The organism is Streptomyces sp. JLBT605 (assembly GCF_058215555.1).
Map to the genome: position 1 here is coordinate 3,690,964 of NZ_CM177087.1, position 24,668 is coordinate 3,715,631.

The 24,668-nt window shown below is 72.1% G+C and carries 29 protein-coding genes; 10 read left to right on the forward strand and 19 right to left on the reverse strand.

Annotated elements, in window-relative coordinates:
* Positions 1 to 83: 83 nt before the first annotated feature.
* The 3 genes from AC4BDD_RS15985 to AC4BDD_RS15995 all read left to right on the forward strand — a co-directional run bounded on the left by AC4BDD_RS15985 (position 84) and on the right by AC4BDD_RS15995 (position 3,414).
* Complete coding sequence (locus tag AC4BDD_RS15985; protein WP_490686105.1) at positions 84 to 503, forward strand: helix-turn-helix domain-containing protein; 420 nt, start codon at positions 84 to 86, stop codon at positions 501 to 503.
* Positions 504 to 513: 10 nt separating this feature from the next.
* Complete coding sequence (locus AC4BDD_RS15990) at positions 514 to 930, forward strand: VOC family protein (protein ID WP_490686106.1); 417 nt, start codon at positions 514 to 516, stop codon at positions 928 to 930.
* Positions 931 to 1,011: 81 nt separating this feature from the next.
* Positions 1,012 to 3,414 (forward strand): ATP-binding cassette domain-containing protein, encoded by a 2,403-nt coding sequence (locus AC4BDD_RS15995; protein WP_490686107.1) that lies wholly within the window; start codon positions 1,012 to 1,014, stop codon positions 3,412 to 3,414.
* Positions 3,415 to 3,491: 77 nt separating this feature from the next.
* On the opposite strand, the gene sigJ is transcribed toward AC4BDD_RS15995, so the two are convergent.
* Complete coding sequence (gene sigJ, locus AC4BDD_RS16000) at positions 3,492 to 4,376, reverse strand: RNA polymerase sigma factor SigJ (protein WP_490686108.1); 885 nt, start codon at positions 4,374 to 4,376, stop codon at positions 3,492 to 3,494.
* Positions 4,377 to 4,481: 105 nt separating this feature from the next.
* Here sigJ and AC4BDD_RS16005 point away from each other — a divergent pair, with 105 nt between their 5' ends.
* Positions 4,482 to 5,243, forward strand: a complete 762-nt coding sequence (locus AC4BDD_RS16005; RefSeq protein ID WP_490686109.1) for an SDR family oxidoreductase — start codon at positions 4,482 to 4,484, stop codon at positions 5,241 to 5,243.
* Between the two features lie 44 nt (positions 5,244 to 5,287).
* Here AC4BDD_RS16005 and AC4BDD_RS16010 read toward each other — a convergent pair whose 3' ends face one another.
* Entirely contained in the window at positions 5,288 to 5,677 is a 390-nt protein-coding gene (locus tag AC4BDD_RS16010) for a MerR family transcriptional regulator (protein WP_490686110.1), read from the reverse strand.
* 66 nt (positions 5,678 to 5,743) lie between these two features.
* Between AC4BDD_RS16010 and AC4BDD_RS16015 the strand changes: the two genes are divergently transcribed.
* Positions 5,744 to 6,910, forward strand: coding sequence for an alkene reductase (locus tag AC4BDD_RS16015; protein ID WP_490686111.1), 1,167 nt, complete (start codon positions 5,744 to 5,746; stop codon positions 6,908 to 6,910).
* Positions 6,911 to 6,942: 32 nt separating this feature from the next.
* On the opposite strand, the gene AC4BDD_RS16020 is transcribed toward AC4BDD_RS16015, so the two are convergent.
* From AC4BDD_RS16020 to AC4BDD_RS16030, 3 genes are all read right to left on the reverse strand, one after another.
* The gene (locus AC4BDD_RS16020; protein ID WP_490686112.1) at positions 6,943 to 7,614 is read right to left on the reverse strand and encodes a TetR/AcrR family transcriptional regulator C-terminal domain-containing protein; all 672 of its coding nucleotides are present in this window, start codon (positions 7,612 to 7,614) and stop codon (positions 6,943 to 6,945) included.
* A 122-nt stretch (positions 7,615 to 7,736) separates the two neighbouring features.
* Complete coding sequence (locus AC4BDD_RS16025) at positions 7,737 to 8,084, reverse strand: hypothetical protein (protein WP_490686113.1); 348 nt, start codon at positions 8,082 to 8,084, stop codon at positions 7,737 to 7,739.
* Positions 8,085 to 8,202: 118 nt separating this feature from the next.
* Positions 8,203 to 8,634: a VOC family protein gene (locus AC4BDD_RS16030; protein WP_490686114.1), complete on the reverse strand. Its 432-nt coding sequence runs from the start codon at positions 8,632 to 8,634 to the stop codon at positions 8,203 to 8,205.
* Between the two features lie 49 nt (positions 8,635 to 8,683).
* On the opposite strand from AC4BDD_RS16030, the gene AC4BDD_RS16035 reads away from it, so the two are divergent.
* Positions 8,684 to 9,262: a MarR family winged helix-turn-helix transcriptional regulator gene (locus AC4BDD_RS16035; protein WP_490686115.1), complete on the forward strand. Its 579-nt coding sequence runs from the start codon at positions 8,684 to 8,686 to the stop codon at positions 9,260 to 9,262.
* Between the two features lie 28 nt (positions 9,263 to 9,290).
* Here AC4BDD_RS16035 and AC4BDD_RS16040 read toward each other — a convergent pair whose 3' ends face one another.
* Positions 9,291 to 10,232, reverse strand: coding sequence for a serine hydrolase (locus AC4BDD_RS16040; RefSeq protein ID WP_490686116.1), 942 nt, complete (start codon positions 10,230 to 10,232; stop codon positions 9,291 to 9,293).
* A 217-nt stretch (positions 10,233 to 10,449) separates the two neighbouring features.
* Here AC4BDD_RS16040 and AC4BDD_RS16045 point away from each other — a divergent pair, with 217 nt between their 5' ends.
* Entirely contained in the window at positions 10,450 to 11,133 is a 684-nt protein-coding gene (locus AC4BDD_RS16045) for a TetR/AcrR family transcriptional regulator (RefSeq protein WP_490686117.1), read from the forward strand.
* A gap of 59 nt (positions 11,134 to 11,192) precedes the next feature.
* Here the strand turns inward: AC4BDD_RS16045 and AC4BDD_RS16050 are convergent, their stop codons facing one another.
* From AC4BDD_RS16050 to AC4BDD_RS16060, 3 genes are read right to left on the reverse strand one after another with little or no spacing between them, the layout of a single operon-like run.
* Positions 11,193 to 13,166, reverse strand: coding sequence for an ABC transporter ATP-binding protein (locus tag AC4BDD_RS16050; RefSeq protein WP_490686118.1), 1,974 nt, complete (start codon positions 13,164 to 13,166; stop codon positions 11,193 to 11,195).
* Entirely contained in the window at positions 13,163 to 14,923 is a 1,761-nt protein-coding gene (locus AC4BDD_RS16055; protein ID WP_490686119.1) for an ABC transporter ATP-binding protein, read from the reverse strand. The genes AC4BDD_RS16050 and AC4BDD_RS16055 overlap by 4 nt, the downstream gene beginning before the upstream one ends.
* 43 nt (positions 14,924 to 14,966) lie before the next feature.
* Positions 14,967 to 15,605 (reverse strand): NADPH-dependent FMN reductase, encoded by a 639-nt coding sequence (locus tag AC4BDD_RS16060; RefSeq protein WP_490686120.1) that lies wholly within the window; start codon positions 15,603 to 15,605, stop codon positions 14,967 to 14,969.
* 53 nt (positions 15,606 to 15,658) lie between these two features.
* Between AC4BDD_RS16060 and soxR the strand changes: the two genes are divergently transcribed.
* Positions 15,659 to 16,114 (forward strand): redox-sensitive transcriptional activator SoxR, encoded by a 456-nt coding sequence (gene soxR, locus AC4BDD_RS16065; protein ID WP_490686121.1) that lies wholly within the window; start codon positions 15,659 to 15,661, stop codon positions 16,112 to 16,114.
* 56 nt (positions 16,115 to 16,170) lie between these two features.
* Here the strand turns inward: soxR and AC4BDD_RS16070 are convergent, their stop codons facing one another.
* The 3 genes from AC4BDD_RS16070 to AC4BDD_RS16080 form a co-directional block, all read right to left on the reverse strand.
* A complete protein-coding gene (locus AC4BDD_RS16070; RefSeq protein ID WP_490686122.1) occupies positions 16,171 to 17,418 on the reverse strand; it encodes a GNAT family N-acetyltransferase in 1,248 nt (415 codons plus the stop codon).
* 172 nt (positions 17,419 to 17,590) lie between these two features.
* Complete coding sequence (locus AC4BDD_RS16075; RefSeq protein ID WP_490686123.1) at positions 17,591 to 18,550, reverse strand: asparaginase; 960 nt, start codon at positions 18,548 to 18,550, stop codon at positions 17,591 to 17,593.
* Between the two features lie 126 nt (positions 18,551 to 18,676).
* Positions 18,677 to 19,204: an RsiG family protein gene (locus AC4BDD_RS16080; RefSeq protein ID WP_490686124.1), complete on the reverse strand. Its 528-nt coding sequence runs from the start codon at positions 19,202 to 19,204 to the stop codon at positions 18,677 to 18,679.
* Between the two features lie 144 nt (positions 19,205 to 19,348).
* Here AC4BDD_RS16080 and dtd point away from each other — a divergent pair, with 144 nt between their 5' ends.
* Positions 19,349 to 19,774: a D-aminoacyl-tRNA deacylase gene (gene dtd / locus AC4BDD_RS16085; RefSeq protein ID WP_490686125.1), complete on the forward strand. Its 426-nt coding sequence runs from the start codon at positions 19,349 to 19,351 to the stop codon at positions 19,772 to 19,774.
* Positions 19,775 to 19,904: 130 nt separating this feature from the next.
* Here dtd and ygfZ read toward each other — a convergent pair whose 3' ends face one another.
* Genes ygfZ through AC4BDD_RS16100 form a run of 3 tightly spaced genes read right to left on the reverse strand, consistent with a single transcriptional unit; the run spans position 19,905 to position 22,011 of the window.
* Positions 19,905 to 20,870, reverse strand: coding sequence for a CAF17-like 4Fe-4S cluster assembly/insertion protein YgfZ (gene ygfZ, locus AC4BDD_RS16090; RefSeq protein ID WP_490686126.1), 966 nt, complete (start codon positions 20,868 to 20,870; stop codon positions 19,905 to 19,907).
* A 25-nt stretch (positions 20,871 to 20,895) separates the two neighbouring features.
* Positions 20,896 to 21,408: a Fur family transcriptional regulator gene (locus AC4BDD_RS16095; RefSeq protein WP_490686127.1), complete on the reverse strand. Its 513-nt coding sequence runs from the start codon at positions 21,406 to 21,408 to the stop codon at positions 20,896 to 20,898.
* Positions 21,409 to 21,435: 27 nt separating this feature from the next.
* Positions 21,436 to 22,011, reverse strand: coding sequence for a heme-binding beta-barrel domain-containing protein (locus AC4BDD_RS16100; RefSeq protein WP_490686128.1), 576 nt, complete (start codon positions 22,009 to 22,011; stop codon positions 21,436 to 21,438).
* A gap of 275 nt (positions 22,012 to 22,286) precedes the next feature.
* On the opposite strand from AC4BDD_RS16100, the gene AC4BDD_RS16105 reads away from it, so the two are divergent.
* Entirely contained in the window at positions 22,287 to 22,652 is a 366-nt protein-coding gene (locus tag AC4BDD_RS16105; protein ID WP_490686129.1) for a DsrE family protein, read from the forward strand.
* Between the two features lie 98 nt (positions 22,653 to 22,750).
* Here the strand turns inward: AC4BDD_RS16105 and AC4BDD_RS16110 are convergent, their stop codons facing one another.
* From AC4BDD_RS16110 to AC4BDD_RS16125, 4 genes are all read right to left on the reverse strand, one after another.
* Entirely contained in the window at positions 22,751 to 23,017 is a 267-nt protein-coding gene (locus tag AC4BDD_RS16110) for a DUF3099 domain-containing protein (protein WP_490686130.1), read from the reverse strand.
* Between the two features lie 104 nt (positions 23,018 to 23,121).
* On the reverse strand, positions 23,122 to 23,409 hold the full coding sequence (locus AC4BDD_RS16115; RefSeq protein WP_490686131.1) for a DUF1416 domain-containing protein: 288 nt from the start codon (positions 23,407 to 23,409) through the stop codon (positions 23,122 to 23,124).
* Between the two features lie 34 nt (positions 23,410 to 23,443).
* Complete coding sequence (locus AC4BDD_RS16120) at positions 23,444 to 24,280, reverse strand: sulfurtransferase (RefSeq protein WP_490686132.1); 837 nt, start codon at positions 24,278 to 24,280, stop codon at positions 23,444 to 23,446.
* Between the two features lie 153 nt (positions 24,281 to 24,433).
* Positions 24,434 to 24,541 carry an Ms5788A family Cys-rich leader peptide gene (locus tag AC4BDD_RS16125; RefSeq protein WP_490686133.1) on the reverse strand — a complete coding sequence of 36 codons (108 nt, stop codon included), beginning with the start codon at positions 24,539 to 24,541 and terminating at the stop codon, positions 24,434 to 24,436.
* Positions 24,542 to 24,668 lie beyond the last annotated feature (127 nt).

Here is a 24,668-nt window from a genome sequence, read left to right on the forward strand (position 1 = left end):
CTGCACCCTGTTGCTAACTTTTGCAAGCAAGCCGCTTGCAAAAGTGGCGGTGCGGTGAGGGTGGGGCGTGCGATGGTGGTGAGGTGAACCTGGATGACCTCGTCCGGCTGCGCCGGGCCCGTGACCTGATGGACCGCGACTACGCGCAACCACTCGACGTCCCGGCGCTGGCGCGCGCCGCCCTGATGTCGCCGGGTCACTTCCACCGCAGCTTCCGCGCCGCCTTCGGCGAGACGCCGTACAGCTACCTCATGACCCGCCGGATCGAGCGGGCCAAGGCGCTGCTGCGGCGCGGCGACCTGTCGGTGACGGAGGTCTGCTTCGCGGTCGGCTGTACGTCACTGGGGTCGTTCAGCTCGCGCTTCACCGAGCTGGTCGGCGAGAGCCCGAGCGCCTACCGGGCCCGCGACCACGCGGCGGGGGCCGCCATCCCGGCCTGCTACGCCAGGATTCACACCCGACCGGTCAGGAATGGAGAAGCAAAACCAGCCACCCGCTCGTAGCGTGAGGCGCATGGACATCAAGCTCTCACAGACCTTCATCGCCGTCGACGACCACGACAAGGCGCTCGCCTTCTACCGGGACATCCTCGGCCTCGAGGTGCGCAATGACGTCGGGTTCGAGGGCATGCGCTGGGTGACCGTCGGCTCGCCCTCCCAGCCGGACGTGAACATCGTCCTCGAACCGCCGCTGGCGGACCCGAACGCCTCGCCCGCCGACCGGCAGGCCATGGCGGAACTGCTGGCCAAGGGGCTGCTGCGGGCCGTCATCTTCGCCACCGACGACGTCGACGCCACCTTCGAACGCATCCGCGCCGCGGGCGGCGAGGTGCTCCAGGAGCCGGTCGACCAGCCGTACGGCGTCCGCGACTGTGCCTTCCGGGACCCGGCCGGAAACATGCTGCGCTTCAACCAGCCGCGTAAACAGTGAACTTGGCCTCTTCGCCGGGCGCTACCCTGCCCGCCTGACCCGCACCGCATCCAGACCTCGTAACAGACGGATGGAGACACGATGAGCAGGGCCGCGAGGACGGACAGCCAGTCGCCCGCGTCGCACACAGCCGACAGCCACGACCTGATCCGCGTGCACGGCGCGCGCGAGAACAACCTCAGGGACGTGAGCGTCGAGATCCCCAAGCGCCGGCTGACCGTCTTCACCGGTGTCTCCGGCTCGGGCAAGAGCTCGCTGGTGTTCGACACGATCGCCGCGGAGTCGCAGCGGCTGATCAACGAGACCTACAGCGCGTTCGTGCAGGGCTTCATGGGGACGCCGGCGCGGCCCGACGTCGACTTCCTCGACGGGCTGACGACCGCGATCGTCGTCGACCAGGAGCGGATAGCGGCCAACGCCCGCTCCACCGTCGGCACCGTGACCGACGCCAACGCGATGCTGCGCGTCCTGTTCAGCCGGCTCGGGGACCCGCACATCGGCCCGCCCGGCGCGTACTCCTTCAACGTCCCCTCGGTGAAGGCCGGCGGGGCGATCACCGTCGAGCGCGGGCCGGGCAAGACGAAGGCCGAGAAGGTGACCTTCACCCGGCTCGGCGGCATGTGCCCTGGGTGCGAGGGCATGGGTTCGGTCACCGACTTCGACCTCTCCGCGCTGTACGACGAGAACCTCTCGCTCAACGAGGGCGCGCTCACCATCCCCGGCTACAGCGTGGACGGCTGGTACGGCCGCATCTTCCGCGGCTGCGGCTTCTTCGACCCGGACAAGCCGATCCGCAAGTACACCAAGAAGGAACTGCACGACCTGCTCCACAAGGAGCCGGTGAAGATCAAGGTCGACGGGATCAACCTGACGTACGAGGGGCTGATCCCGAAGATCCAGAAGTCGTTCCTGGCCAAGGACGTGGACGCGCTGCAGCCGCACGTCCGCGCCTTCGTGGAGCGGGCGGTGACCTTCACGACCTGTCCGGCGTGCGACGGCACCCGGCTCAGCGCGGAGGCCCGGTCCTCGAAGATCGACGGGAAGAACATCGCCGACCTCTGCTCGATGCAGATCAGCGACCTGGCCGACTGGGCCCAGGGACTCGGGGAATCCGCGGGGAGGGCGTCGGCCCCGCTGCTCACCGGGGTGCGGCACCTGCTCGACGCGTTCACGGAGATCGGGCTGGGCTACCTCTCCCTCGACCGGCCGTCGGGCACGCTGTCGGGCGGCGAGGCGCAGCGCGTGAAGATGATCCGCCACCTCGGCTCCTCCCTCACCGACGTCACCTACGTCTTCGACGAGCCGACGATCGGGCTGCACCCGCATGACATCCAGCGGATGAACGACCTGCTGCTGCGGCTGCGCGACAAGGGCAACACGGTGCTGGTGGTGGAGCACAAGCCGGAGGCGATCGCGATCGCCGACCACGTCGTCGACCTCGGCCCCGGAGCGGGTACCGCGGGCGGCACCGTCGCCTACGAGGGTCCCCTCGAGGGCCTGCGGGCCAGCGGCACCGTCACCGGGCGCCACCTGGACGACCGGGCCTCGCTCAAGCCGGCGGTGCGCACCCCCACCGGGCTGCTGCCGATCCGCGGCGCCTCCACGCACAACCTGCGCGACGTCGACGTGGACATCCCGCTCGGCGTGCTGTGCGTGGTCACCGGCGTGGCCGGCTCCGGCAAGAGCTCGCTGATCCACGGCTCCATCCCGGCCTCGGCTGGCGTGGTGTCGGTCGACCAGGGCGCGATCCGCGGCTCGCGCCGGAGCAACCCGGCGACGTACACCGGGCTGCTCGACCCGATCCGCAAGGCGTTCGCGAAGGCCAACGGCGTGAAGCCGGCGTTGTTCAGCGCCAACTCCGAGGGTGCCTGCCCCACCTGCAACGGCGCCGGCGTCATCTACGTCGACCTGGCGATGATGGGCGGTGTCGCCACCCCGTGCGAGGAGTGCGAGGGCAGGCGGTTCCAGGCCTCGGTGCTGGAGTACCGCCTCGGTGGCCGCGACATCAGCGAGGTGCTCGCGATGTCGGTGGACGAGGCCGAGGAGTTCTTCAGTGCCGGTGAGGCGCGCACGCCGGCCGCGCACCGCGTCCTGGACCGGCTCGCCGACGTCGGGCTCGGCTACCTCACCCTCGGCCAGCCGCTCACCACGCTCTCCGGCGGTGAGCGGCAGCGGCTGAAACTCGCCACCCACATGGGCGAGAAGGGCGGCGTCTACGTCCTCGACGAGCCGACCACCGGTCTCCACCTCGCCGATGTCGAGCAGTTGCTCGGCCTGCTCGACCGGCTCGTCGACTCCGGCAAGTCGGTCATCGTCGTCGAGCACCACCAGGCGGTCATGGCGCACGCCGACTGGATCATCGACCTCGGCCCCGGAGCCGGTCACGACGGCGGCCGGATCGTCTTCGAGGGCACCCCCGCCGACCTCGTCGCCGCCCGCTCCACCCTCACCGGCGAGCACCTCGCGGAGTACGTCGGCAGCTGACCGAGGACCGCCGCCGTCAGGACTCGCGGGCGCCCAGGCCCTGGGCGCCCGCACCGTGGGCGCCCAGGCCGAGGCGCTCAGCGGTCGAGGGCAACCAGGTCGAGCCGGTCCAGGCGCTCGGGGTCGGCCAGCACGTCGATGGCGGCGATCTTCCCGCCGGTGACGGTGAAGGCCATGACGGACAGCGGCGCTCCGTTCACCACGACAACGACACCGGCGGTGCCGTTGATCAGCGCCGGGCGAGCGAACGGGGAGAGCTGCCCGAAGGAGACCGCTCGTCCGGCCACGGTCCGGGCGCCGGAGAGCACCACGGTGTACTGGGCGCGGGTGCGGCCGCCGTCGGACCGCAGCACGATGTCGGGGTCGAGCACGGCGACGAGGGCGTCGAGGTCGCCGTCGCGCGCCGCGGCGAAGAACGCGTCGACGGCGGCGCGTTGCCGGGTGAGGTCGGGGTCGGGGGCCGGTGCCTGACCCTGCACCCGGCGGCGCGCGCGGCTCGCGAGCTGCCGGGTCGCGGCCGGGGACTTCTCCAGCATCACGGCGATCTCGTCGAAGGGCACGGCGAACATGTCGTGCAGTACGAACGCGAGCCGCTCGGCCGGGGCCAGCAGGTCGAGCACCACCATCATCGCCAGCCCGACCGAGTCCGCCAACAGCATCTCCCGCTCGGGGTCGATCCCCGACTCATGGCTGATGACCGGGTCGGGAACACGCACCTCAAGAGGGTCCTCGCGGCGCCGTTCGCGCGAGCGCAGCTCGTTCAGGCAGATCCGCCCCACCACCGTGGTCAGCCATGCGCCGAGGTTCTCCACCTCGCCGGCATCGGCGCGGGCCAGGCGCAGCCAGGCTTCCTGCAGGGCGTCGTCGGCCTCGCTGACCGAGCCCAGCATCCGGTAGGCCACCGCGCGCAGTTGGGGTCGATGCTCCTCGAAACGCCCGGCCAGCTGATCGCGATCGTCCACCGTGTCACATTCCTTCCCGGTGCGGGGTCGAAGCAGCAGAAGCACGAAAACTAGCCGATCCGAACAGGGGTCCGACTCCCGGGTGGATCGAGTGGGGAGAACGTCATGACCGCACCCATCCTGGTCACCGGTGGCACGGGCACCCTCGGACGCCTGGTCGTGCCGCTGCTGCGGGACGCCGGTCGCGAGGTGCGGGTGCTCAGCCGGCACAGCCACGAGCCGGCGGCGGGCGTCAGTTACGTGGCCTGCGACCTGCTCAAGGGCGAAGGGGTCGAGGCCGCGGTGGACGGGGTGGAGATCGTCCTGCACCTCGCCGGCGGCCCCAAGGGCGACGACGAGGCGACCCGGCACCTGGTGCGGGCCGCGTCGCAGGCCGGGGTCCGGCACCTGGTGTACATCTCGGTCATCGGGGCGGACAAGGTCCCCCTCGGCTACTTCCGGTCGAAGCTGGGTGCCGAGCGGGCCATCGCCGAATCCGGCATTCCGTGGACCACGCTGCGCGCCGCCCAGTTCCACGACCTGTGCCTGACGGTGGTGGGGAAGATGGCGAAACTGCCGGTGGTGCCGGTCCCGGGCGGACTCCGCTTCCAGCCGGTCGATGCGCGCGAGGTGGCGGTCCGGCTGGTGGAGCTGACGCTCGGCGAGCCGGCCGGCCTGGTGCCCGACCTGGCCGGCCCGAAGGTGTACGGAATGGCCGACCTGAGCCGCGGATACCTGCGGGCGCGCGGCAAGAGCCGGCTGATGCTGCCGGTCCGGATGCCCGGGAAGGCCGGCCGCGCGTACCGGGCCGGCGAGAACCTGTCGTTCGACGGGGCGGTGGTGGGTGAGCGGACCTGGGAGGAGTTCCTGGCCGAGCGGGTGGGGTAGCCCCCCGTCAGCGGGTCAGGGCCGGGTCGGGGTGGGCTTCGGGCTCATCCGGGGTGCCCCGAGGTGCGGCCGCTGGTGACCGTGGACGCTGTGGCGATCACGTTGTCCAGGACCTCGCGGGAGCGGAGCAGGTCGGTGATGAGCCGGTCGATGCGGTCGCGCTCCGCGGCGAGCTCGGTCACCAGCCGCGGCGTGGCCGTCGCGGACGGCCCGCCGTCCGCGTCCCGCATGCAGGGGAGCAGTTGTGCGATCTTCGTGCTGTGCAGCCCGGCGGCGAAGAGCTCCTGGATGTGGATGACCCGGTCGACCGCGCTGTCGGGGTAGTCGCGGTGGCCGCCGGGTGTGCGCTCGGCGGCCAGCAGGCCCTGCTTCTCGTAGTAGCGCAGCGAACGCTCGCTCACCCCGGTGCGCCGGGCCAGTTCACCGATCCGCATTTCCCACCCCGGTTGCTGACGAAGGGACTTGAACCTGACACTGATGTCAACTTCTACCGTACCGGCATGACGAACACACCAGCCCCGTCCCGCTTGTTCGACACGACCCGCCTCGGAACCCTGGAGCTGCCCAACCGCCTGGTCATGGCGCCCATGACGAGGAACCGCGCCGGATCCGACGGCGTACCGCGACCACTCATGGCCACCTATTACGCGCAACGCGCCTCGGCGGGACTGATCATCGCCGAGGCCGCCACGCCCAACGCCGTGGGTCAGACCTATCCCGACATCCCGGCGATCCACGATCCGGCACACGTGGCCGGATGGCGGCGGGTCACCGACGCGGTGCGGGCCGAGGGTGGCCGGATGTTCCTGCAACTGCAGCACGGCGGCCGGGTCGGCCACCCCGACAACAGCGGGCTGACGCCGGTGGCGCCCTCGCCGGTGCCGCTGCCGGACGGGATCCACACCCCTTCCGGGCACCAGCCGGGCGCCGTGCCGCGGGAGATGACCGCCGACGACATCCGCTCCACCGTGGCCGACTTCGCCGCGGCCGCCCGCAACGCCATCGACGCGGGCTTCGCCGGGGTGGAGGTGCACGCGGCCAACGGCTACCTCCTCCACCAGTTCCTGGCGCGGGGTACCAACCGGCGCACCGACGCCTACGGCGGCTCGGTGGCCGGCCGCATCCGGTTCGCCGTCGAGGTGGTGCGCGCCGTCGCGGAGGCGATCGGTCCGGAGCGGGTGGGCCTGCGCATCTCGCCCGGCGGCACCGCCAACGGCATGGCGGAGGACGACACGGCGGACATCTATCCCGCACTCGTCGGCGCCCTGGCGGACACCGGACTGGCGTATCTCCACGTCGTCACCGCCGACCCGGACCAGCCGCTCTTCCAGGAGATCCGGGCCGGCTGGCCGGGGGTGCTGATCGCCAATCCGGCGCTGCCCTGGCCCGGGCCGCTCCCCGCCGACGGCGGCAGGCACGAGGCCGAGCGGCTGCTGGCCGCGGGCGCCGACCTGGTGTCGCTGGGCCGCGCGTTCCTGGCCAACCCCGACCTCGTCGAGCGGCTGCGGATCGGGGCGCCGCTCAATCCGGTGCGCGACCAGTACCTCATGTACGTGGGCGGGGCGACCGGGTACACCGACTACCCCACGCTGGCCGCGACTGCCGGGGCCGCGGCTGCCGGGGCGGTGGTGCCTGGGGCCGCGGCGTCCGGGCCGGCCGCGGCCTGAGCGCGGTCGGCGGCCGCGACTCGCCTACTGGCCTACTGGCCCGTGTCGCCCGGCTGGGTCCCGGGCCGCCGGTCGAGGCTGGCGATGATCAGCTCCAGGCCGGCGTGGAAGTCCGCTTCCGTGCTGCCGCAGTCGGCCGCCGCTTCGGCCACCTCGATGAGCCGGGGGAAACGGTCGGCCGGGAGGGCGCGCAGCCGTTCCATGGCGGCCTTGGCGTCCTCGCCCCGCGCCACGGACAGCGGACCCGCCACATCCGCCTGGGCGCATCCCATGACGTAGCCGGAGACGACGCGGAAGGCGACCAGCAGGTCGGCGCCGGAGCGCCCGCTGCGGGCCAGGGCGTCGAGCAGGCCCTCGGCGCCCAGCAGGGTCGGCTGGTCCACCCCGCGGCGGGTGAGGATCAGCGGGATCACGTCCGGGTGGGCGCGGGCCGCTCGCCAGTGCGCCGTGGCGAGGATCCGCAGATCGTCCCGCCAGTCCGCCGAGGGCACCCCCGGCGTATGCCGGGCCTCGGCCATCACCGCCTCGACGAGCAGCGCCTCGAGTCCGTCGCGGCCATCGACGTAGTTGTAGATCGTCATGGCGCCGGTGCCGAGCGCCGCGGCGAGATTGCGCATGGTCAAGGCGGCCAGGCCGCGCTTGTCGACCAGCGCCAACGCGGCGGTTCGCAACTGTTCTTCGCTGAATCTGCGTGGCGCTGGCATGTCTTTCGCGGCATCCTCTCATTGAGACTCGTACATCGTACGTTTTTCAATGCGAGGTCCGGTGCGCACCCGGGGCGGCGGGCTCCCGGGCCGGGGTCTGGGGGGCGGTGCGGCGAGACCCCCTAGAGCAGCACGCAGACGGCGAAGGCCTGGATCCTGCCGGCGATTTGTTTCGCCTGCCAGCCCGAGCCGTCCCGCAGTGGGGCGTTGCGGAGCACGTAGTCGGTGAGCGCGCCATTGGTCATCCGGAAGCCGTGGCTCACATAGCCCCCGTTCAACACCCGGGTCCCGCGCGGGCACTTGGCCACCGAGACCCCGTTCAGCCTGCTGATCGGGCCCTGGACCACCCGCGGCGCCCGGGACGGTGCGGCCTCGGCCCCGGACACCCCGGGCAGGCTCACGGCCAGCACCGACACCAGGGCACCGCCGACCGCGCCGCTCCACAGCAAGCCCGTTGTCTTCCTCATCATCCCCAGGTCCCTTTCGCCCTACCGCACCGCGTGGCAACGGAGTAACGAGGCGCGCTCGACAGTCGCCGCGAGAGCGGCGACGGATGACCCGGATGAGTGATGAATAGGACAATCCCGGTCAGTAGGACTGAAGCTCGATCAGGCGCCCCTCGGGGTCGCGGAGGTGGGCGGCGCGCAGGCCGGGCCCCCACTCGGGGCGATCGGCGGGCTCGGTCACCACCGCTCCGCCGTGGCTCAGGCAGAGCGCGAACGCCGCGTCGACGTCCGGGACCCGGTAGACGAACATCGCCGTGTCCTGGGCGGCCCCGGGCTCGGCGGGTGGTGTCGCGGCGCCCGTCGCCGCCGCCATCGCGGCCCGGTCGAACAGCGCCAGCGCCGTCTGGTCGCCGACGTCCCAGCTGGCGTACGGGCCACGGGCGTCGCCTCTGGCCAGGGTGGCGCCGGCCAGGGGTGGGAGTACGGCCGCGTAGAAGTCGAAACAGGCGGCGAAGCGGCCGACCAGCAGCCGCGGATAGAGCGCGTCCATGAGAGCCCCGTGGTCAGTCGGCATAAATAGTAGGTCGGCACCTACTATAGGTGTGCGCCATAGAATGCTGTCCATGGATGTGACGGGGCAGACGGACGGCGACGGCGCGGCGGACCGCCCGGCGGTGGCGGGCGGAGCAGGCGCGGCGGGCGCCGGAAGCGCTCGTGCTGCTGGGGGTGGCGGGAGCCCCGAGGGCGCGATCGGCACGCCGCCGAGCCTGTCGGGCCTGAGCACCTATCTGCTGTCCCGGATCGGGAAGACCGCGCGCGGCAGGCTGGGGGACCGGCTGGCGGCCCGCGGCCTGCGGCTGTGGCACATGGCGGTACTCGCCGCGCTCGCCGACTTCGGCCCGCATGTCCAGCGGGACCTGGGCGCCCGGCTCGCCCTGCACCCGAGCGATGTCGCCAAGGTGGTGGAGGACCTGTCCGCCGCCGGGCATGTGGAGCGCACCCGTGACCCGGCCGACCGGCGGCGGGTGCGGGTCGCGGTGACCGCCGCCGGACGCGCGGAGCTGGCCGGGCTCGACGCCGAGGCGCGGGCGGTCCAGGACGAGATCCTGGACCCCCTCACGGGCGCCGAGCGCGACCAGCTCGCGGGGCTGCTGCGCCGGGTCTTCGAGGGGCTCCACCGGGACGGCGCGATCCCGGTCTGAACGACCGCGCTGCCCGGCGTGGCCGCCCCTACGAGCGCGGCAGCGGCGGCAGGACTTCCTGAGGTGTGCGGGTGGGGGTGTAGGTGGCGGCCGCCGGCACCGCGGGGTTGAGGTCCTTGTGGACGGCGCGGGCCACGGCCTGGATGGTCGCGACGCCCTCCTCCATGGTGCGGTTGTCATGCGTGAGCACGGTGATCGTGTAGTCGTGCCCGGAGCCGGTGAACGCGCCGACGCTGTGCACCCGCCAGCCGTGCGTGTTCCGGGGCAGCCAGCCGTTCTTCACCTGGACCTTCGCGGTGGACGGTGCCCCGGCCGGCGTGCCCCAGCGCTGCGAGGAGACGACCTTGCTCATCAACTTCAGGATGTAGGCGCGGGAGTTCTTGGTCAGCACGGTGTTGGACGAGGTCAGCAGATCCATCAGCCGCTGCTCGTCGTGCGCGGTGATCTGGGTGAGCCCCCAGGCGCCGTCGCGGTCCAGCGTGGTCTGGGTCATCCCGGCGGCCCGCAGGAACGCCTTGACCTTGGTGGGGCCGAGCTGCCGCCACAGCTTGGTGGTGGAGTCGTTGTCCGACTGGGTGATCATGGCGGTGGCGAGGGCGTGCTCGCGCTCGGTGAGATAGCGGTCGGTCTTCTTCGCGTCCCACAGCAGCGTGGCCAGGACGGTGACCTTCACCACGCTGGCGGAGTCGTACCGCTGATCGCCGCGGAGCGTGCAGACGGTGTCGGTGGTGCGGTCGTGGAGCGACACCGCCACGGTGGCGGACCGGCCGCGGAGCGCCGAGGTGATGTCCCGGGAGAGCTTGTCGGCCAGCCCCGCCTTCGCCGAGGAGCAGACCACCCGCGCGGTGCCCGCGGTGGTGGGCTGCGCGGCGGCGGGGTGCGCGGCGGCGGTGAGCGGCACGAGCACGCCGGCCGCCACCGTCATGGCCAGCGTGCCGCGGGCACGCCGGGATATCCGGTCTTGCGTCATGGAGGCTTTTCCCATCCCCTGTGTCGTTCGCCCGGACACTCCGGGTGCGGGCTCGTCACCAAGGACAGCCCCCAGGGGTCGAATGGTTGTGCGCGGCGGGCGTGGTCTTCCCCGCACTCGGCGGGCGAGGGAAATCAGGCAAACGTTGTCAGCTCCTCGGCCGCGGGCGACAGTAGGGTGACAGCGGAGCGGGAAGCGGAATGACGGGGGCGATGCGGTGACGGAGCAGGGGAAGTCACGGGGCGCGATCACGGTCGGCGCGGCAGGCGCGACGCGTACGGACCGCCGACGGGCGCGCACCCGGGGGGCGTTGATCGCCGCGGCCCGTTCGATCCTGGCCGAGCAGGGACCCACCGACGTCAGCATCCAGCAGATCACGCATCTCGCGGACGTCGGATTCGGCTCCTTCTACAACCACTTCACCAGCAAGAGCGAGCTGTTCGAGGCCGCGGTGGCGGATGCCATGGCGGAGTACGGGGCGCTGCTCGGCGAGCGGACGGCAGGGCTGGACGACCCGGCCGAGGTGCTGGCCGTCAGTGTCCGGCTGACCGGCCGGCTGCCGGACTCCCACCCGCAGGTGGCCCGGCTGCTGACGAGGGCCGGTCCGGCCGGTCTGCGGGCGGGGCGCGCGCCGAAGGCCCGGCTGGTCTCGCTCATCGAGGCGGGCTCGGCCGCGGGCCGCTTCCAGGCCGCTGACCCCTGGGCCGCGCTGGCCGGGGTGGCCGGCTCCCTCTTCGGCCTTCTGGAACTGCGCATGTCCCGGCCGGAGGTGGCCGCCCCGGACGCCTGCGAGCAACTGGCGGAGCTGGTGCTGCGGATGCTGGGCGTGGCACCCGGCGAGGCGGCCGAGCTGGCCCGCCGCCCGCTGCCGTCGCTGGTGCCCCTCCCGACTCAGGCATAACCGGAAGCGGAACCGGAACGCGGCGGGGCCCAAGGGCGGTGCCGGGCCCCGCCGATCGCTCAGCTCGCCGGGGCGTGCGCGAACTGGGCCGCGTACAGCCCGGCGTACGCACCGCCCGCGGCCAGCAGCTCCGTGTGCGTGCCCTGTTCCACGATCCGTCCGGACTCCATGACCAGGATCACGTCGGCGTCGCGGATGGTGGACAGCCGGTGCGCGATGACGAAGCTGGTGCGGCCCTGGCGCAGTGAGGCCATGGCGCGCTGGATGAGCACCTCGGTGCGGGTGTCGACGGAGCTGGTCGCCTCGTCCAGGATGAGGATCGCCGGATCGGTGAGGAAGGCCCGCGCGATGGTGACCAGTTGCTTCTCGCCCGCGCTGAGGTTGGCCCCGTCGTCCTCGATGACGGTGTCGTACCCGTCGGGGAGAGTGCGGATGAACCGGTCCGCGTGGGTGGCGACGGCGGCCCGCACGACCCGCTCCCGCGACACCTCGTCCGCGCCGTTCCCCAGCCGGCCCGCCCCGTAGGCGATGTTCTCCGCGATCGTGCCGCCGAACAGCCAGGTGTCCTGGAGGACCATGCCGATCGGGCCGCGCAGCTCCGCGCGGCTCATCCGCGCGATGTCCGCTCCGTCGATCGTGATCCGGCCGCCGGTGACCTCGTAGAACCGCATCAGCAGATTGACCAGGGTGGTCTTCCCCGCTCCGGTCGAGCCGACGATGGCCACGGTGCGGCCCGGTTCGACGGTCAGCGAGAGATCCTCGATCAGCGGCTTGGCCGGCTCGTAGCGGAAGGACACGTTCTCGAAGGTGACGCGGCCGGTGGGGGCCGGGGCGGCGGCGCGCCCGGCCGGGTCGGGCGTCTCCTCCTCGGCGTCCAGCAGGTCGAAGACGCGCTCCGCCGAAGCGACCCCGGACTGGAGCAGGTTGGCCATCGCGGCGATCTGCGAGACCGGACCGTTGAACTGGTACGAGTACTGGACGAACGCCTGCACATCGCCGATGGTCAGCGCGCCGGAGGTGACCCGCAGACCACCGGCCACCGCGACCAGCACGTAGTTGAGGTTGCCGAGGAAGGCCATCACGGGCTGGATGACGCCCGAGATGAACTGCGCCCGGAAGGCCGCCTGGTAGAGCTGCTCGTTGTGCTCGGCGAAGGTCCGCGCCGCCTCCCGCTGCCGCCCGAAGACCTTCACCAGGGTGTGCCCGGTGTACATCTCCTCCACATGGGCGTTGAGGCGGCCGGTCACGTCCCACTGGCGGACGAACTGCGGCTGGGCGCGCTTGCCGATCCAGGTGGCGGCGAGCGCCGAGACCGGCACCAGGGCGAGGGCGACCAGGGCCAGCAGCGGGGAGATCCAGAACATCATCACCAGCACACCGACCAGGGTGAGCAGCGCCCGGACCATCTGGCCGAACGCCTGCGCCAGGGTCTGGGTGATGTTGTCGATGTCGTTGGTGGTCCGGGAGAGCACCTCGCCACGCGGCTGCTTGTCGAAGTACGCCAGCGGCAGCCGGGAGAGCTTGTGCTGGGCGCTCTCCCGCAGCCGGTGGGCCATCCGCTGCACGATGACCGCGGACAGCCGCATCTGGAGCCAGGAGAAGCCGGCGCCCGCCGCTATCGCCGCGATCGCGACCAGCAGCACCTGGCCGATCTCGGCGAAGTCGATGCCGCCCGGGCGGGTGGCGCCGCGGATGATCAGGTCGGTGGCGCGGCCGAGCAGCCAGGGGCTGAGGACGGTCAGCGCGACGCCGGTGGCGGCGAAGGCCAGGACGGCGGCGATCAGCGCGCGCTCGGGGGCCATCATGCGCAGCAGCCGCAGGCCGGAGACCCGGAAGTCGATCGAGCGCTCCAGGGAGGGGGTGCCGGGCATCAGCCCGGCCTTGCTGCGCGGGCCGCGCCGCTCGGGCGGCTTCCGGGCGGCAGGGCGTTCGGCGGCCTCGGCCGCGGTGGTGGGCTCGGGGGCCGTGGTGGGCTCGGCCGCGGCGGTGGTCTCGGGGGCCGTGGGCGCGACGGGGCGTCTCGGGGCGCTCATGCCGCCTCCTCCTCGCTGAGCTGGGAGAGCACGATCTCCCGGTAGGTGGGGTTGTCCGACATGAGCTCGCGGTGGGTGCCGGTGCCGACGACCCGGCCCTGGTCGAGGACGACGATCCGGTCGGCGTCACGGATGGTGGCGACCCGCTGGGCCACGATGATCACGGTCGCCTGTCCGGTCCGCTCCGCCAGCGCCGCGCGCAGCCGGGCGTCGGTGGCGTAGTCGAGCGCGGAGAAGGAGTCGTCGAAGAGGTAGACATCGGGCCGGGCGACCAGCGCGCGGGCGATGGCCAGGCGTTGCCGCTGCCCGCCGGAGAGGTTGCCGCCGCCCTGCCCGACCGGTGAGTCGAGCCCTTCCGGCAGCTCGGCGACGAACTCCCGGGCCTGGGCGGTCTCCAGCGCCCGCCACAGCTCGGCGTCGTCGGCCTCCGGGTTTCCGTAGCGCAGGTTGGAGGCGATGGTGCCGGAGAAGAGATACGGCTTCTGCGGCACCAGCCCGATCACGCCGGCCAGCTCCGACTCCGCCAGCTCCCGCACGTCCCGCCCGCCGATCCGCACCTCGCCGCCGTCGGCGTCGAAGAGCCGCGGGATGAGGTTGATCAGGGTGGTCTTGCCGCTGCCGGTGGAGCCGATGACCGCGGTGGTCTCGCCCGGCCGCGCGGTGAGGTCCACCCCGTGCAGTACGGGCTCCTCGGCGCCCGGGTAGCGGAAGTCGACGCCGCGCAGCTCCACATGGCCGCGGGCGCGCAGCGTGCTGGGGGCGGCGTGGGCGGTGGGCGCCGGGCCGGTGGCGGGCCGCCGCGTCAGGCCCGGCTCGGTCATCAGCACCTCCCGTACCCGCTCCGCGCTGACCTCGGCCCGCGGCAGCTGCATCACCAGGAACAGCGTCATCAGGACGGCGGTGAGGATCTGCATCAGATAGCCGAGGAAGGCGATCAGCGAGCCGACGGGCATGCCACCGCCGTCGATGCGGTGGCCGCCGACCCACACCACGGCGACGGTGGCGCTCTCCCAGAGCAGCAGGATGGTCGGGTACATCAGCGCGGTGAGCCGTCCGACCCCGAGTGCGACCCGCGTCAGTTCGTCGTTGGCGGCGCCGAAGCGGTGCTGCTCGTGCCGGTCGCGGACGAAGGCGCGGATGACGCGGATCCCGGTGATCTGCTCCCGCATCGTCCGCTGGACCTGGTCGACCTGGCGCTGCATGGAGCGGAAGAGCGGCGGCATCCGGCGCACGATCAGGGTGACCGTCCCGCCGAGCACCGGGACGATCAGCAGCAGCATCGAGGCGAGCGGCACATCCTGGCCGAACGCCATCAGGGTGCCGCCGACGCAGGCGATCGGCGCGGGCACCAGCAGCGTGAAGCCGAGCACCACCACGGTCTGGATCTGGGTGACGTCGTTGGTGGTGCGGGTGATCAGCGAAGGGGCGCCGAACTTCCCCATCTCGCGGACCGAGAAGCCCTGCACCCGCTCGAAGACGGCGGCGCGCAGGTCCCGGCCGATGGCCATCGCCGTGCGCGCGGTGAGGTAGACGGCGCAGGCGGCGGAGACCACCTGGAGCAGCGTGACGGCCACCATCACCCCGCCGGTGCGCAGGACGTATCCGGTGTCGCCGGTGATCACACCGTGGTCGATGATGTCGGCGTTGAGGGTGGGCAGGAAGAGGGCGGCGAGCGTCTGCAGCAGCTGCAGCGCGACCACCAGCGCGATGGGCCGGGCATACGGGCGCAGACGGCCACGCAACAGCGCGATGAGCAAGGGACCTTCTCTCCGGAACGGAACAGAACGAAAGGCGGTACTTTCAGGCGGCGTACGGGCGGGTGGCACGGGCGGTTCGCAGCGCCTGGGCCCACCACAGGAGCTGGTCGAGCATGGTCTTCGCGGCGCCGTTCGCACGCGCGCCGTCCACCGGCCGGCCGTCCGCGTCGAACCGCTCCCAGGCGTTGTGGAAGCTGACGGTGTCGCGGACGGTGACCGCGTGCAGTTCGGCGAAGACCGGGCGCAGATGCTCCACCGCGCGCAGGCCGCCCGACACCCCACCATAGGAGACGAAGCCGACCGGCTTGGCGTGCCAGGGGGCGGAGTGCCAGTCGATGGCGGTCTTCAGCGAGGCCGGGTAACTGTGGTTGTACTCGGGGGTGATGACCACGAACGCGTCCGCCCCCTCCAGACGCGGCGTCACGGCGTCCAGGGCGGTCCTCGCCTCGGGGCCGGGCCGGAAGCTGAGCCGCTCGGGCAGCCCGGCCTCGGCCAGGTCGATGACGTCGGTGTCGAGGTCGTCGAAGGCGCGGGCCTGCTCCGCGAACCAGTCGGCGACGGTCGGTCCGAAGCGGCCTTCCCGGGTGCTGCCGACGATGACGGCGAGCCGGAGCGGGCCGGCGTGGAGCGCGGAGTGGGTGCGGTCGGTGGGGGAGACGGCGGAAGCCGTGTCGGTGTCCATGCGGTAGAGGCTCCGACTTAAACGAAGGTTGAAGTCAAGTTACGATCTTCGGTATGCCCCAACTCAGTTGGAAGACCCACGAACTCACCATCGGCGAACTCTCCCAGCGCAGCGGGGTGCCCGCCTCCGCGCTGCGCTTCTACGAGCGGGAGGGCCTGATCCACAGCCGCCGGACCAGCGGCAACCAGCGCCGCTACACGCGTGACACGCTGCGCCGGGTCGCCTTTGTGCGCGCCTCGCAGCGAGTGGGCATGCCGCTGGCGCAGATCCGCGACGTGCTCGCGCTCTTCCCCGAGGACCACGTCCTCACCAAGGGCGACTGGGGCCGGATCTCGGAGTGCTGGCGCGAGGACCTCAACGAGCGTATCCAGCAGCTGGAGAATCTGCGGGACCACCTCACCGAGTGCATCGGCTGCGGCTGCCTGTCGATCGACAGGTGCGCGCTGACCAACCGTTACGACCGCCTCGCCGAGAAGGGCTCGGGCCCCCAGCGGCTGCTGAAGGCGTAAGCCCCCGGCGCCTGTGGAAGGCGCGGGGGCGCCCGGCGGGTCGCCGAGGACGGCGGTCAGAAGACGTCTGGGCACCAGGGGCGGCGCGAGGTGCGCAGCAGGGCGTCCGCCCGCTGGGCCGCACCCTCCCGCTCCTCCAGGACGCGGCCCAGCGCGGCCAGCCGCACCGCCGACTCGTCGCCCAGCCACAGCGCGCCCAGCTCGCCGACGTCCAGGAAGAGGTCGGCCGACTGGGTGGTGGGCACGCAGCGGGCCCCGTCCGGCCCGGCCTCCAGCAGATAGCGGCCCTCGGTCAGCCCCGTCCGGTCGTCGATGCCCAGCACCAGTGACCCCTCGGTGGGGTACGTACGGGCCTGAAGCATGCGCGGCACGTCCAGCGGCCGCACCCACAGGAAGTCGGCGTGCGTGGTGATCCGGGCGGCGCGCGGGTCGGGCAGCAGCAGCGGCAGCAGATCGTCCGGGGCCCTGAAGCCGCTGTTCACCGTGGTGACCCAGTCGACGGAGAGCAGGAAGTGCCACAGTGCGCGCTCGGCGGCCGGGGTGACGGCTATCAGCTCGTGCACCTTCGCGGTGTTCTGCGGAAGCTTGGCCTCCCACCTGTCGTCGCAGGTGTAGGCGAGCAGCCCGTCCACCGTGCCGTCGGCGGAGCGGTGGATCACGTAGAACGGTTCGGTGAAGGGGTAGCCGGGTATCCGGTGCACGCCCGTGTTCAGCAGCCACCAGCGCTCGTCTCGATTGACCGCCCCGGGTTGCCGGGCACGGAGCCGCTCATGCAGCGCCGGGCCCAGGGCGCGCACCGCGTCGCCGTCGATCAGTTCGGTGCTGCCGCCGTCGGCCGGGCCCGAGTAGCGCGGGTCGAGCCCGCAGCGCGCCACGTCCACCTGCCACTCGGTCACCCAGGTCGCGGGGCCGAAGCCGTACCGCCCGTAGATCGGGTACTCGGCGGCGATCAGCGTGGCGACCAGGTCCCCGCGCTCCTTGGCGTCCCGCAGATCCCGGTCGATCATCCGGCTGAGCAGCCCGCGGCGGCGGTGTGTCGGGGAGACGGTGACGTTGCTGATCGCGTTGGCGGGCACGGATCCGCCACCGACCGCGGTCAGCTCCTGCGGAAAGCTGCGGAAGGTGGCCACGCAGCGGCCCGCCTCGGTGTCGAAGGCACCCTGGGCGCGGGTGAAGTCGATACCCGGTCTCCGGATGTCGATCTCTTCCTTGCTGACTGTCGGCTCCAGCAGGAAGCCGGTGCGCTTCGCCAGTAGCCAGTCGTGCAGGTCGGAATCGTCGATCGTCCGGATATCGAGGCCCATGCGCCTCACGCTAGGTGGCCGCCCCGCCGGTCCGCACCGCATTTTTCCCCGGCGGCGCGGCCGTCGGATTCGCAGGCGGCGGGCGCGTCCGGCGCTCCGCCCGGCGGTCCTCGCCCGGCGCCCCGGGCGGTGGTCCCGCCCCCCGCGGCCGCCCGCCCCGGGCGCGCGCGGATCAGAAGGCCGCGCGGACCTCGCCGACCCGCTCCCCGCCGCCCAGCAGCGGCACCTCGCCGATCCGGGCGAGCACCGGGGAGGAGACGCCAAGCTGCTCCAGGGCGCGGGCCAGTACCGGACCCAGCGCCCGCACCGAACCGTCGTCGATCTTGAAGGCGAGGGCCCGCCCGTCCGGCAGCGCCACCGCCTGGACCGCTTCCGCGCCCATCTTCGCGAGCGTGCCGGGGACCTCGCGCATCAGCCAGGTGTCGGGCCGCCGGGTGCCGGCGACGTACTCCGGGTGGGCGCGCATGGCGTCCGCCACCCGGCGCTCGCAGCTTCCCGGGTCGGCCAGCACGAAGGAGCGGAAGGCGCGGGCCAGCCCGGTCAGCGACAGGGCCATCAGCGGGGCGCCGCAGCCGTCGGTGCCGATGTGTTCCACGCGCTCGCCGCTCGCCTCCTCGACCACCTGGAGGATCAGCTGCTGGAGCGGGTGGGCGGGGTCGAGGTAGCTCTCCAGGGGCCAGCCGTTGCGGGCGGCGGCGGCGAGCATCGCGGTGTGCTTGCCGGAGCAGTTCATCGCGATGCGGTCGCGGGGCCGCCCGGTGGCCAGGAAGGTTTCCGCTTCGACCGGGTCCAGCGGCAGGTCCGGCGGGGTCCGCAGGACGTCGGCGGTCAGCTCGTGCTCGGCCAGCATCGTCCGCACGAGATCGAGGTGGAACGATTCACCGGAATGGCTCGCGGCCGCCAGCGCCAGCCGCTCACCGGACAGCTCCAGGCCCGCCCGCAGCACCGCCGCAGCCTGCATGGGCTTGTTGCTGGAGCGCGGGAAGACCGGGGCGTCCACATCGCCCAGCGCCCGCTGGACGCTGCCGTCGGCCGCCAGCACGACCAGCGAACCCCGGTGCCGGCCCTCGACGAAGCCGGAGCGGACGACCTCGGCGAGGACGGGACGTATGGCGGTGGCGGAGGAGGTCATCGTCGGCCTTCCGGGGGTGCGGGCTGGTGCCGGACCCGCCCCCGGCCGCGCCCGTCCGGGACGCCGCGTCCGTCATGACGCTACGCCCGCCGAGGACGGCGCGCCCGTCCGCGCGGTGCGCGAGGCTCACGAGAGCAGATCGTCGACCTGCGCTTCCCCCTCACGGTACCTGCGCGCGATCTCCGCGCTGCAGTCGTCGGCGGCCCGCTGGAGCTCCTGCCTGCGCCGCGAGACCTGCTGCTCGCAGTTCATCAGCCGCCCCATCGCGCCGTTGAGCTCCTCGTCGGTGCGGGCCCGCAGATCGGACAGCTCGACCTCGGCGAGCATCTTCTCGGCCAGACGGCGGTACTCCTCGCTGTGCGGAGTCCCCAGCGTCACGTGCCGGGCCGAGCTGCGGTGCCGCGACGGCCCGTCGGCGAGGATCTGCGGCAGCCGGTCGACCACCGAGCCGGCCGGCGCGGAACGGTGCCCCAACTCGGCGCGGAGGATGTCGATGCGGCCTTGGAGCAGCCGCCGGAGATAGCTGAGATCGGCCTCCTCGCGCTGTGACCCGCGGCGCAGCTCCCGCAGCTCGGTCAGCCGCAGCCCGTCCAGCGTCGGCTGGGCGCAGGTGGGTGCGGGCCAGGGTGCCTGTCCGGTGCCGGGTGTGCTCATGCGTGTTAAGTCCCCTCGCTACGCGACCTGGGTCGCGCTGTTCACCTGACGCATTGCGTGCTCGCATCGTGCCATCGCCGGTCGCGACACGTGGCGGCCGTGCACCCGATCGGCCCCGGATGGACGCACGGCATCATGGATCCCATGCGTGCTGTGATACAGAGAGTGAACGGGGCGAGCGTCGTCGTCGACGGCGAGACCGTCGGCGAGATCATCGGCCAGGGGCTGTGCGTGCTCGTCGGCGTCACCCATGACGACACCCCGGCCAAGGCCGCCCAGCTGGCCCGCAAGCTGTGGTCGGTGCGGATCCTGGAGGACGAGAAGTCCTGCTCGGACGTGGGCGCGCCGCTGCTCGTCATCAGCCAGTTCACGCTCTATGGCGACGCCCGCAAGGGCCGCCGCCCCACCTGGAACGCCGCGGCCCCCGGCGAGGTCGCCGAGCCGCTGGTGGATGAGGTGGTGGCGCAGCTGCGGGCGCTGGGCGCGCAGGTGGAGACGGGCCGGTTCGGCGCGGACATGAAGGTCTCGCTGACCAACGACGGCCCGTTCACGGTCATCGTGGAGGTGTGAGCGGACCCCGCGGGGAGCGACCCCGCGGGCGCCTGGGCGAATCCCGCGGGGGTGCGGAAGCGGACGGGTCACATGCGCGGGTCGCCGAGGCGGGACCGGGCGGAGCCGCCGTGGGATCGGGCGGAGCCGCTCAGGGCTCCACCACCACCTCCTGGGCCGCCGCCGTGCCCCCGGCGACCAGCTCCGCGTCCACGGGTACGTTCCGCTTCACCAGGGCGAGCGCGATCGGCCCCAGCTCGTGGTGGCGCGCCGAGGTGGTGACGAAGCCCAGCTGACGGCCGTCCTCGGGCTCCGAGGCCAGCCGCACCGGCGTGCCGTGGCCCGGCAGCTGCACCTCACTGCCGTCCAGGTGCAGGAAGACCAGCCGGCGCGGCGGCTTGCCCAGGTTCTGCACCCGGGCGACCGTCTCCTGCCCCCGGTAGCAGCCCTTCTGGAGGTGGACGGCGACGCCGATCAGCCCCAGCTCGTGCGGGATCGTCCGGTGGTCGGTCTCCATGCCCAGCCGCGGCCGGTGCGCCTCGACGCGCAGCGCCTCGTACGCCAGCAGGCCGATCGCCGGCCCGTGCTCGGCCGCGAAGGACTCCAGCTCGCCGCGCGGCAGGAACAGATCGCGGCCGTAGGACATCTCCCGCACCACCGTGCCCTCGGGGGCGGGGGTGATGGATCCGGCGGGCAGGTGGACCACGGCGTACGCGTCGGTGACGTCCGCGATCTCCACCCGGTAGAAGAACTTCATGCTCTCCAGGTAGGCGAGCAGGTCGCCCTGGGTGCCCGGCTCGACGTGCGCCCAGGTGGTCTCGCCGTCGTCCACCAGCGAGAGGGCGTGCTCGATGTGGCCGTGCGCGGAGAGGATCAGCGCCTCGGTGGCCTGGCCCGCGGGGAGTTCGCTGACGTGCTGGGTGACCAGCAGATGCAGCCAGCTCAGCCGGTCCGCGCCGCGGACGGTGATCACGCCGCGGTGCGAGAGGTCCACGAAACCGGTGCCTGCCGCGAGCGCGCGCTGCTCACGGAACAGGTCGCCGTAGTGCGCGGCCACACCTTCATCGGGGCCCTCGCCGGGGACGGCGCCGGGCAGCGACAGCAAAGGGCTCTTCATGTCCCACAGCCTACGACGCGCCGGATCAACCCTTGCTGGAGTCCGCGGCCCTGCTGGAGTCGGCCGCGCCGGAGTCCGCCGCTCCGCCGGAGTCGGCCGCGCCGGAGTCGGCCGCGGCCTCGCGGGCATCGCAGCCGGCGCACCGTCCGAAGATCGCGAAGTGCTTGAGGTCGGTCACGAAGCCGAACTCCTCGCGCAGCCGGGCGGTGAACGCCTCGGTCACCGACAGATCGGCCTCGATGACGTCCGTGCAGTCCCGGCAGACCAGATGGATGTGGTGGTGCCGGTCGGCGAGGTGGTAGGTCGGCGCGCCGTGCCCGAGGTGGGCATGGCTGACCAGGCCCAGCTCCTCCAGCAGCTCCAGGGTGCGGTAGACCGTGGAGATGTTGACCCCGCTCGCGGTGCGCCGCACCTCGGTGAGGATGTCGTCCGGAGTGGCGTGCTCGAGGTGGTCCACGGCCTCGAGCACAAGCTGCCGCTGCGGCGTCAGGCGGTAGCCGCGCTGCCGCAGGTCGCTCTTCCAGTCGGTGGTCGCCACGGGGCCAGTGTAGGGAACCGGCCGGCCTCAGCGGGAGAAGGTGATCCCGTCGTCCGGCAGGTCGTCCGGCAGGCTCTCCACCCAGGCGGCCAGCTCCTCGCGGGTGACGGCCTTCTTCAGGTGGGCCGACATGTAGGGGCGCAGCGGCACCTCGGGGGTGGCCTTCTCGCCCACCCACATCAGGTCGCCCTTGACGTAGCCGTACAGCCGCTTGCCGCCGGAGTACGGGCCGGCGGCGGCGGTGCGCGCGACGGCGTCGGTGGCCAGGTCGATCTGCGGCTTGTTCGCCGCCAGCTCGCCGTACCAGACCTCGACGATGCCCTGGTCGCGGATCATCACGACCTCGACCTTGCGGTCCTTGTCGATGCGCCAGTAGCCGGTCTCGGTCTCCAGCGGACGGACCTGCTTGCCCTCGCTGTCGAGCACCCAGCTGCGCGAGACGTACTCCAGGAAGTCCCGGCCGTCGTGGGTGAAGGTCACTTCCTGCCCGAAGTTGCACTTCTCGGAGCCCGGGAAGTCGGCGACACCGGCTCCGGTCCACTTGCCGAGGAGGAAGACGAGGGGCACGAGGTCCGGGTGAAGGTCGGACGGGATCTCGATCATGGATTCAGGCGATCTGTTTCGGAGAGGGGGCAGGAGGGGGTCAGCGCTGGCCCTGGTACAGCTTCTTCCAGGTCAGCCCGACGAAGCCGATGGTCGCGAGGCCGACGAGGACCATCAGAGCGGTGAAGACTGCCTCAAGCACGAGCGGGCTCCTCGGACGGAGTGAGGTGTTACGGACCGCGGCCAAGTCTAGTCGGCGGCTCGGGCGGGACCGCTGTGAGGTAGGCGGCCCGGCGAGTGTCGGCGCCGCGGAGCCCGCGCATTACAGTGCGGACATGGCTGACAAGCTGGTGATCAAGGTGACGGCGGGCGCGGACGCGCCCGAGCGCTGCTCGCAGGCGTTCACGGTGGCGGCGGTGGCCGTGGCGAGCGGTGTCGAGGTCTCGCTGTGGCTGACCGGCGAGTCCAGCTGGTTCGCGCTGCCGGGCCGGGCCGCGGAGTTCGAGCTGCCGCACGCCGCGCCGCTGCCGGAGCTGATCGAGGGCATCCTGGCGGGCGGCGGCTTGATCACGGTGTGCACCCAGTGCGCCGCCCGGCGGGGGATCGAGGAGCGGGACCTGATCGAGGGCGCGCGGATCGCGGGGGCGCAGGTTTTCGTGAGCGAGATCATGCCGGACGGCGTGCGGTCCCTGGTCTACTGACCGGGCTCCCGGGTCCACCGACCGGGCTCCCGGGTCTGCTGACGGGGCTCCCGGGTCCACCGACCGGGCTCCCGGGTCTGCTGACGGGGCTCGCGGGTCTACTGCCGGGGCTCGCGGGGCTCGCGGCGGTCGATCTCCCGCCACCACTCGTCGGACTCCCGGTCCCCGGTCTCGTCCCACCAGTGGTCGTCCGGCCCCCGGCGATTGGCGATGATCGCGGCGATGGGCGGCAGCACCATGGCCACCACGCACATGCCGACGGCCACCGGGACGGACCACAGGCGCACCACGGCCCAGGCCGTGATGAACAGCGTCAGACACGCGCCCATCAGAACGAAGTACACGTGGCGCCGCCGGGCGTACATACCTTCAGCGTACGACCGCGAGGGCGGAAAAGAGCGAGGGCCGCACCCCGCCGAGGCGTCCAACCCCGGGGTGCGGCCCTGGCCCGATCGTTTGAGCTCGTGGCTCAGACGGCGATGGCGACCTCCGCCAGCCCGCCGTGCTGGGCCACCACGGTACGGTCCGCGGTCGCGCCCGGCACGAGGGCGCGCACGGTCCAGGTGCCCTCGGCGGCGTAGAAACGGAACTGCCCGGTCGCCGAGGTGGGGACCTCGGCGGTGAACTCGCCGGTGCTGTCCAGGAGTCGGACGTACCCGGTGACGGGCTGGCCGTCGCGGGTCACCGAACCCTGGATGGTGGTCTCGCCGGGCTTCGCGGTCGACGCGTCAGGGCCGCCGGCCTGTGCTCCACACATAGTGCCTGTCCTTATGGTCGCGGTGGTGGGTGGTTCAGTTGGCGCCGAGCTCGATCGGCACGCCGACGAGGGAGCCGTACTCGGTCCAGGAGCCGTCGTAGTTCTTGACGTTGGTCTGGCCGAGCAGCTCGTGCAGCACGAACCAGGTGTGCGCGGAGCGCTCGCCGATCCGGCAGTAGGCGATGGTGTCCTTCGACAGGTCGACGCCCTCGCCCTCGTAGAGCGCCTTGAGCTCCTCGTCGGACTTGAAGGTGCCGTCGTCGTTGGCCGACTTGGACCACGGGATGTTGCGGGCGGACGGGACGTGGCCCGGGCGCTGCGACTGCTCCTGCGGCAGGTGGGCCGGGGCCAGCAGCTTGCCGGAGAACTCGTCGGGGGACCGGACGTCGACCAGGTTCAGCGAGCCGATCGCGGCCACGACGTCGTCGCGGAAGGCGCGGATCGAGGCGTCCTGGGCCTGGGCCTTGTACGCGGTGGCCGGGCGGGTCGGCACCTCGCTGACCAGGTCGCGGGAGTCCAGCTCCCACTTCTTGCGGCCGCCGTCGAGGAGGCGCACGTCCTGGTGGCCGTAGAGCTTGAAGTACCAGTAGGCGTAGGCGGCGAACCAGTTGTTGTTGCCGCCGTAGAGGACGACGGTGTCGTCGTTGGCGATGCCCTTCTCGGACAGCAGCTTCTCGAACCCGGCCTGGTCCACGAAGTCACGGCGCACCGGGTCCTGGAGGTCCTTCTTCCAGTCGATCCGGACGGCGTTCTTGATGTGGTTCTTCTCGTACGCCGAGGTGTCCTCGTCGACCTCGACGATGACCGTCTTCGGGTCGTCGATGCGGGCCTGGACCCAGTCGGCGTCGACCAGGACGTCACTGCGGCTCATGTTCTCTCCTCCGGGGCAGTTGCGGCGGTGTGGTGCGGTGATGCGTCGGCAGCCCGTGCGGTGGTACGGCGAAGAAGCGGTGCTGCGCGGGACTGCGCGAGGGGGTACGGGGAGACCCTTGAGAAGGGCTGGATGGGCGAGAAGCCCAGCCGGTCAGACGGAGCGACAGAGCATGGCGGCGACGCGGCACAGGTCGACTGCCCGCCGCTTCGTGAGGTGCGCCTGCCCCCGGTGACGGGGACCGCTGATCCAGCTCTGCATGGGTCCGATCGTAGGGACGCCCGGGCGGGCGTGTCACCGGCGTGTCGGATCGTGAGACGCGATCGTCTGGAATGCGAGATAGAACGAGGCGCGGAGCCTCGGGCGAGGGGGCCGACGTGCCCGTACG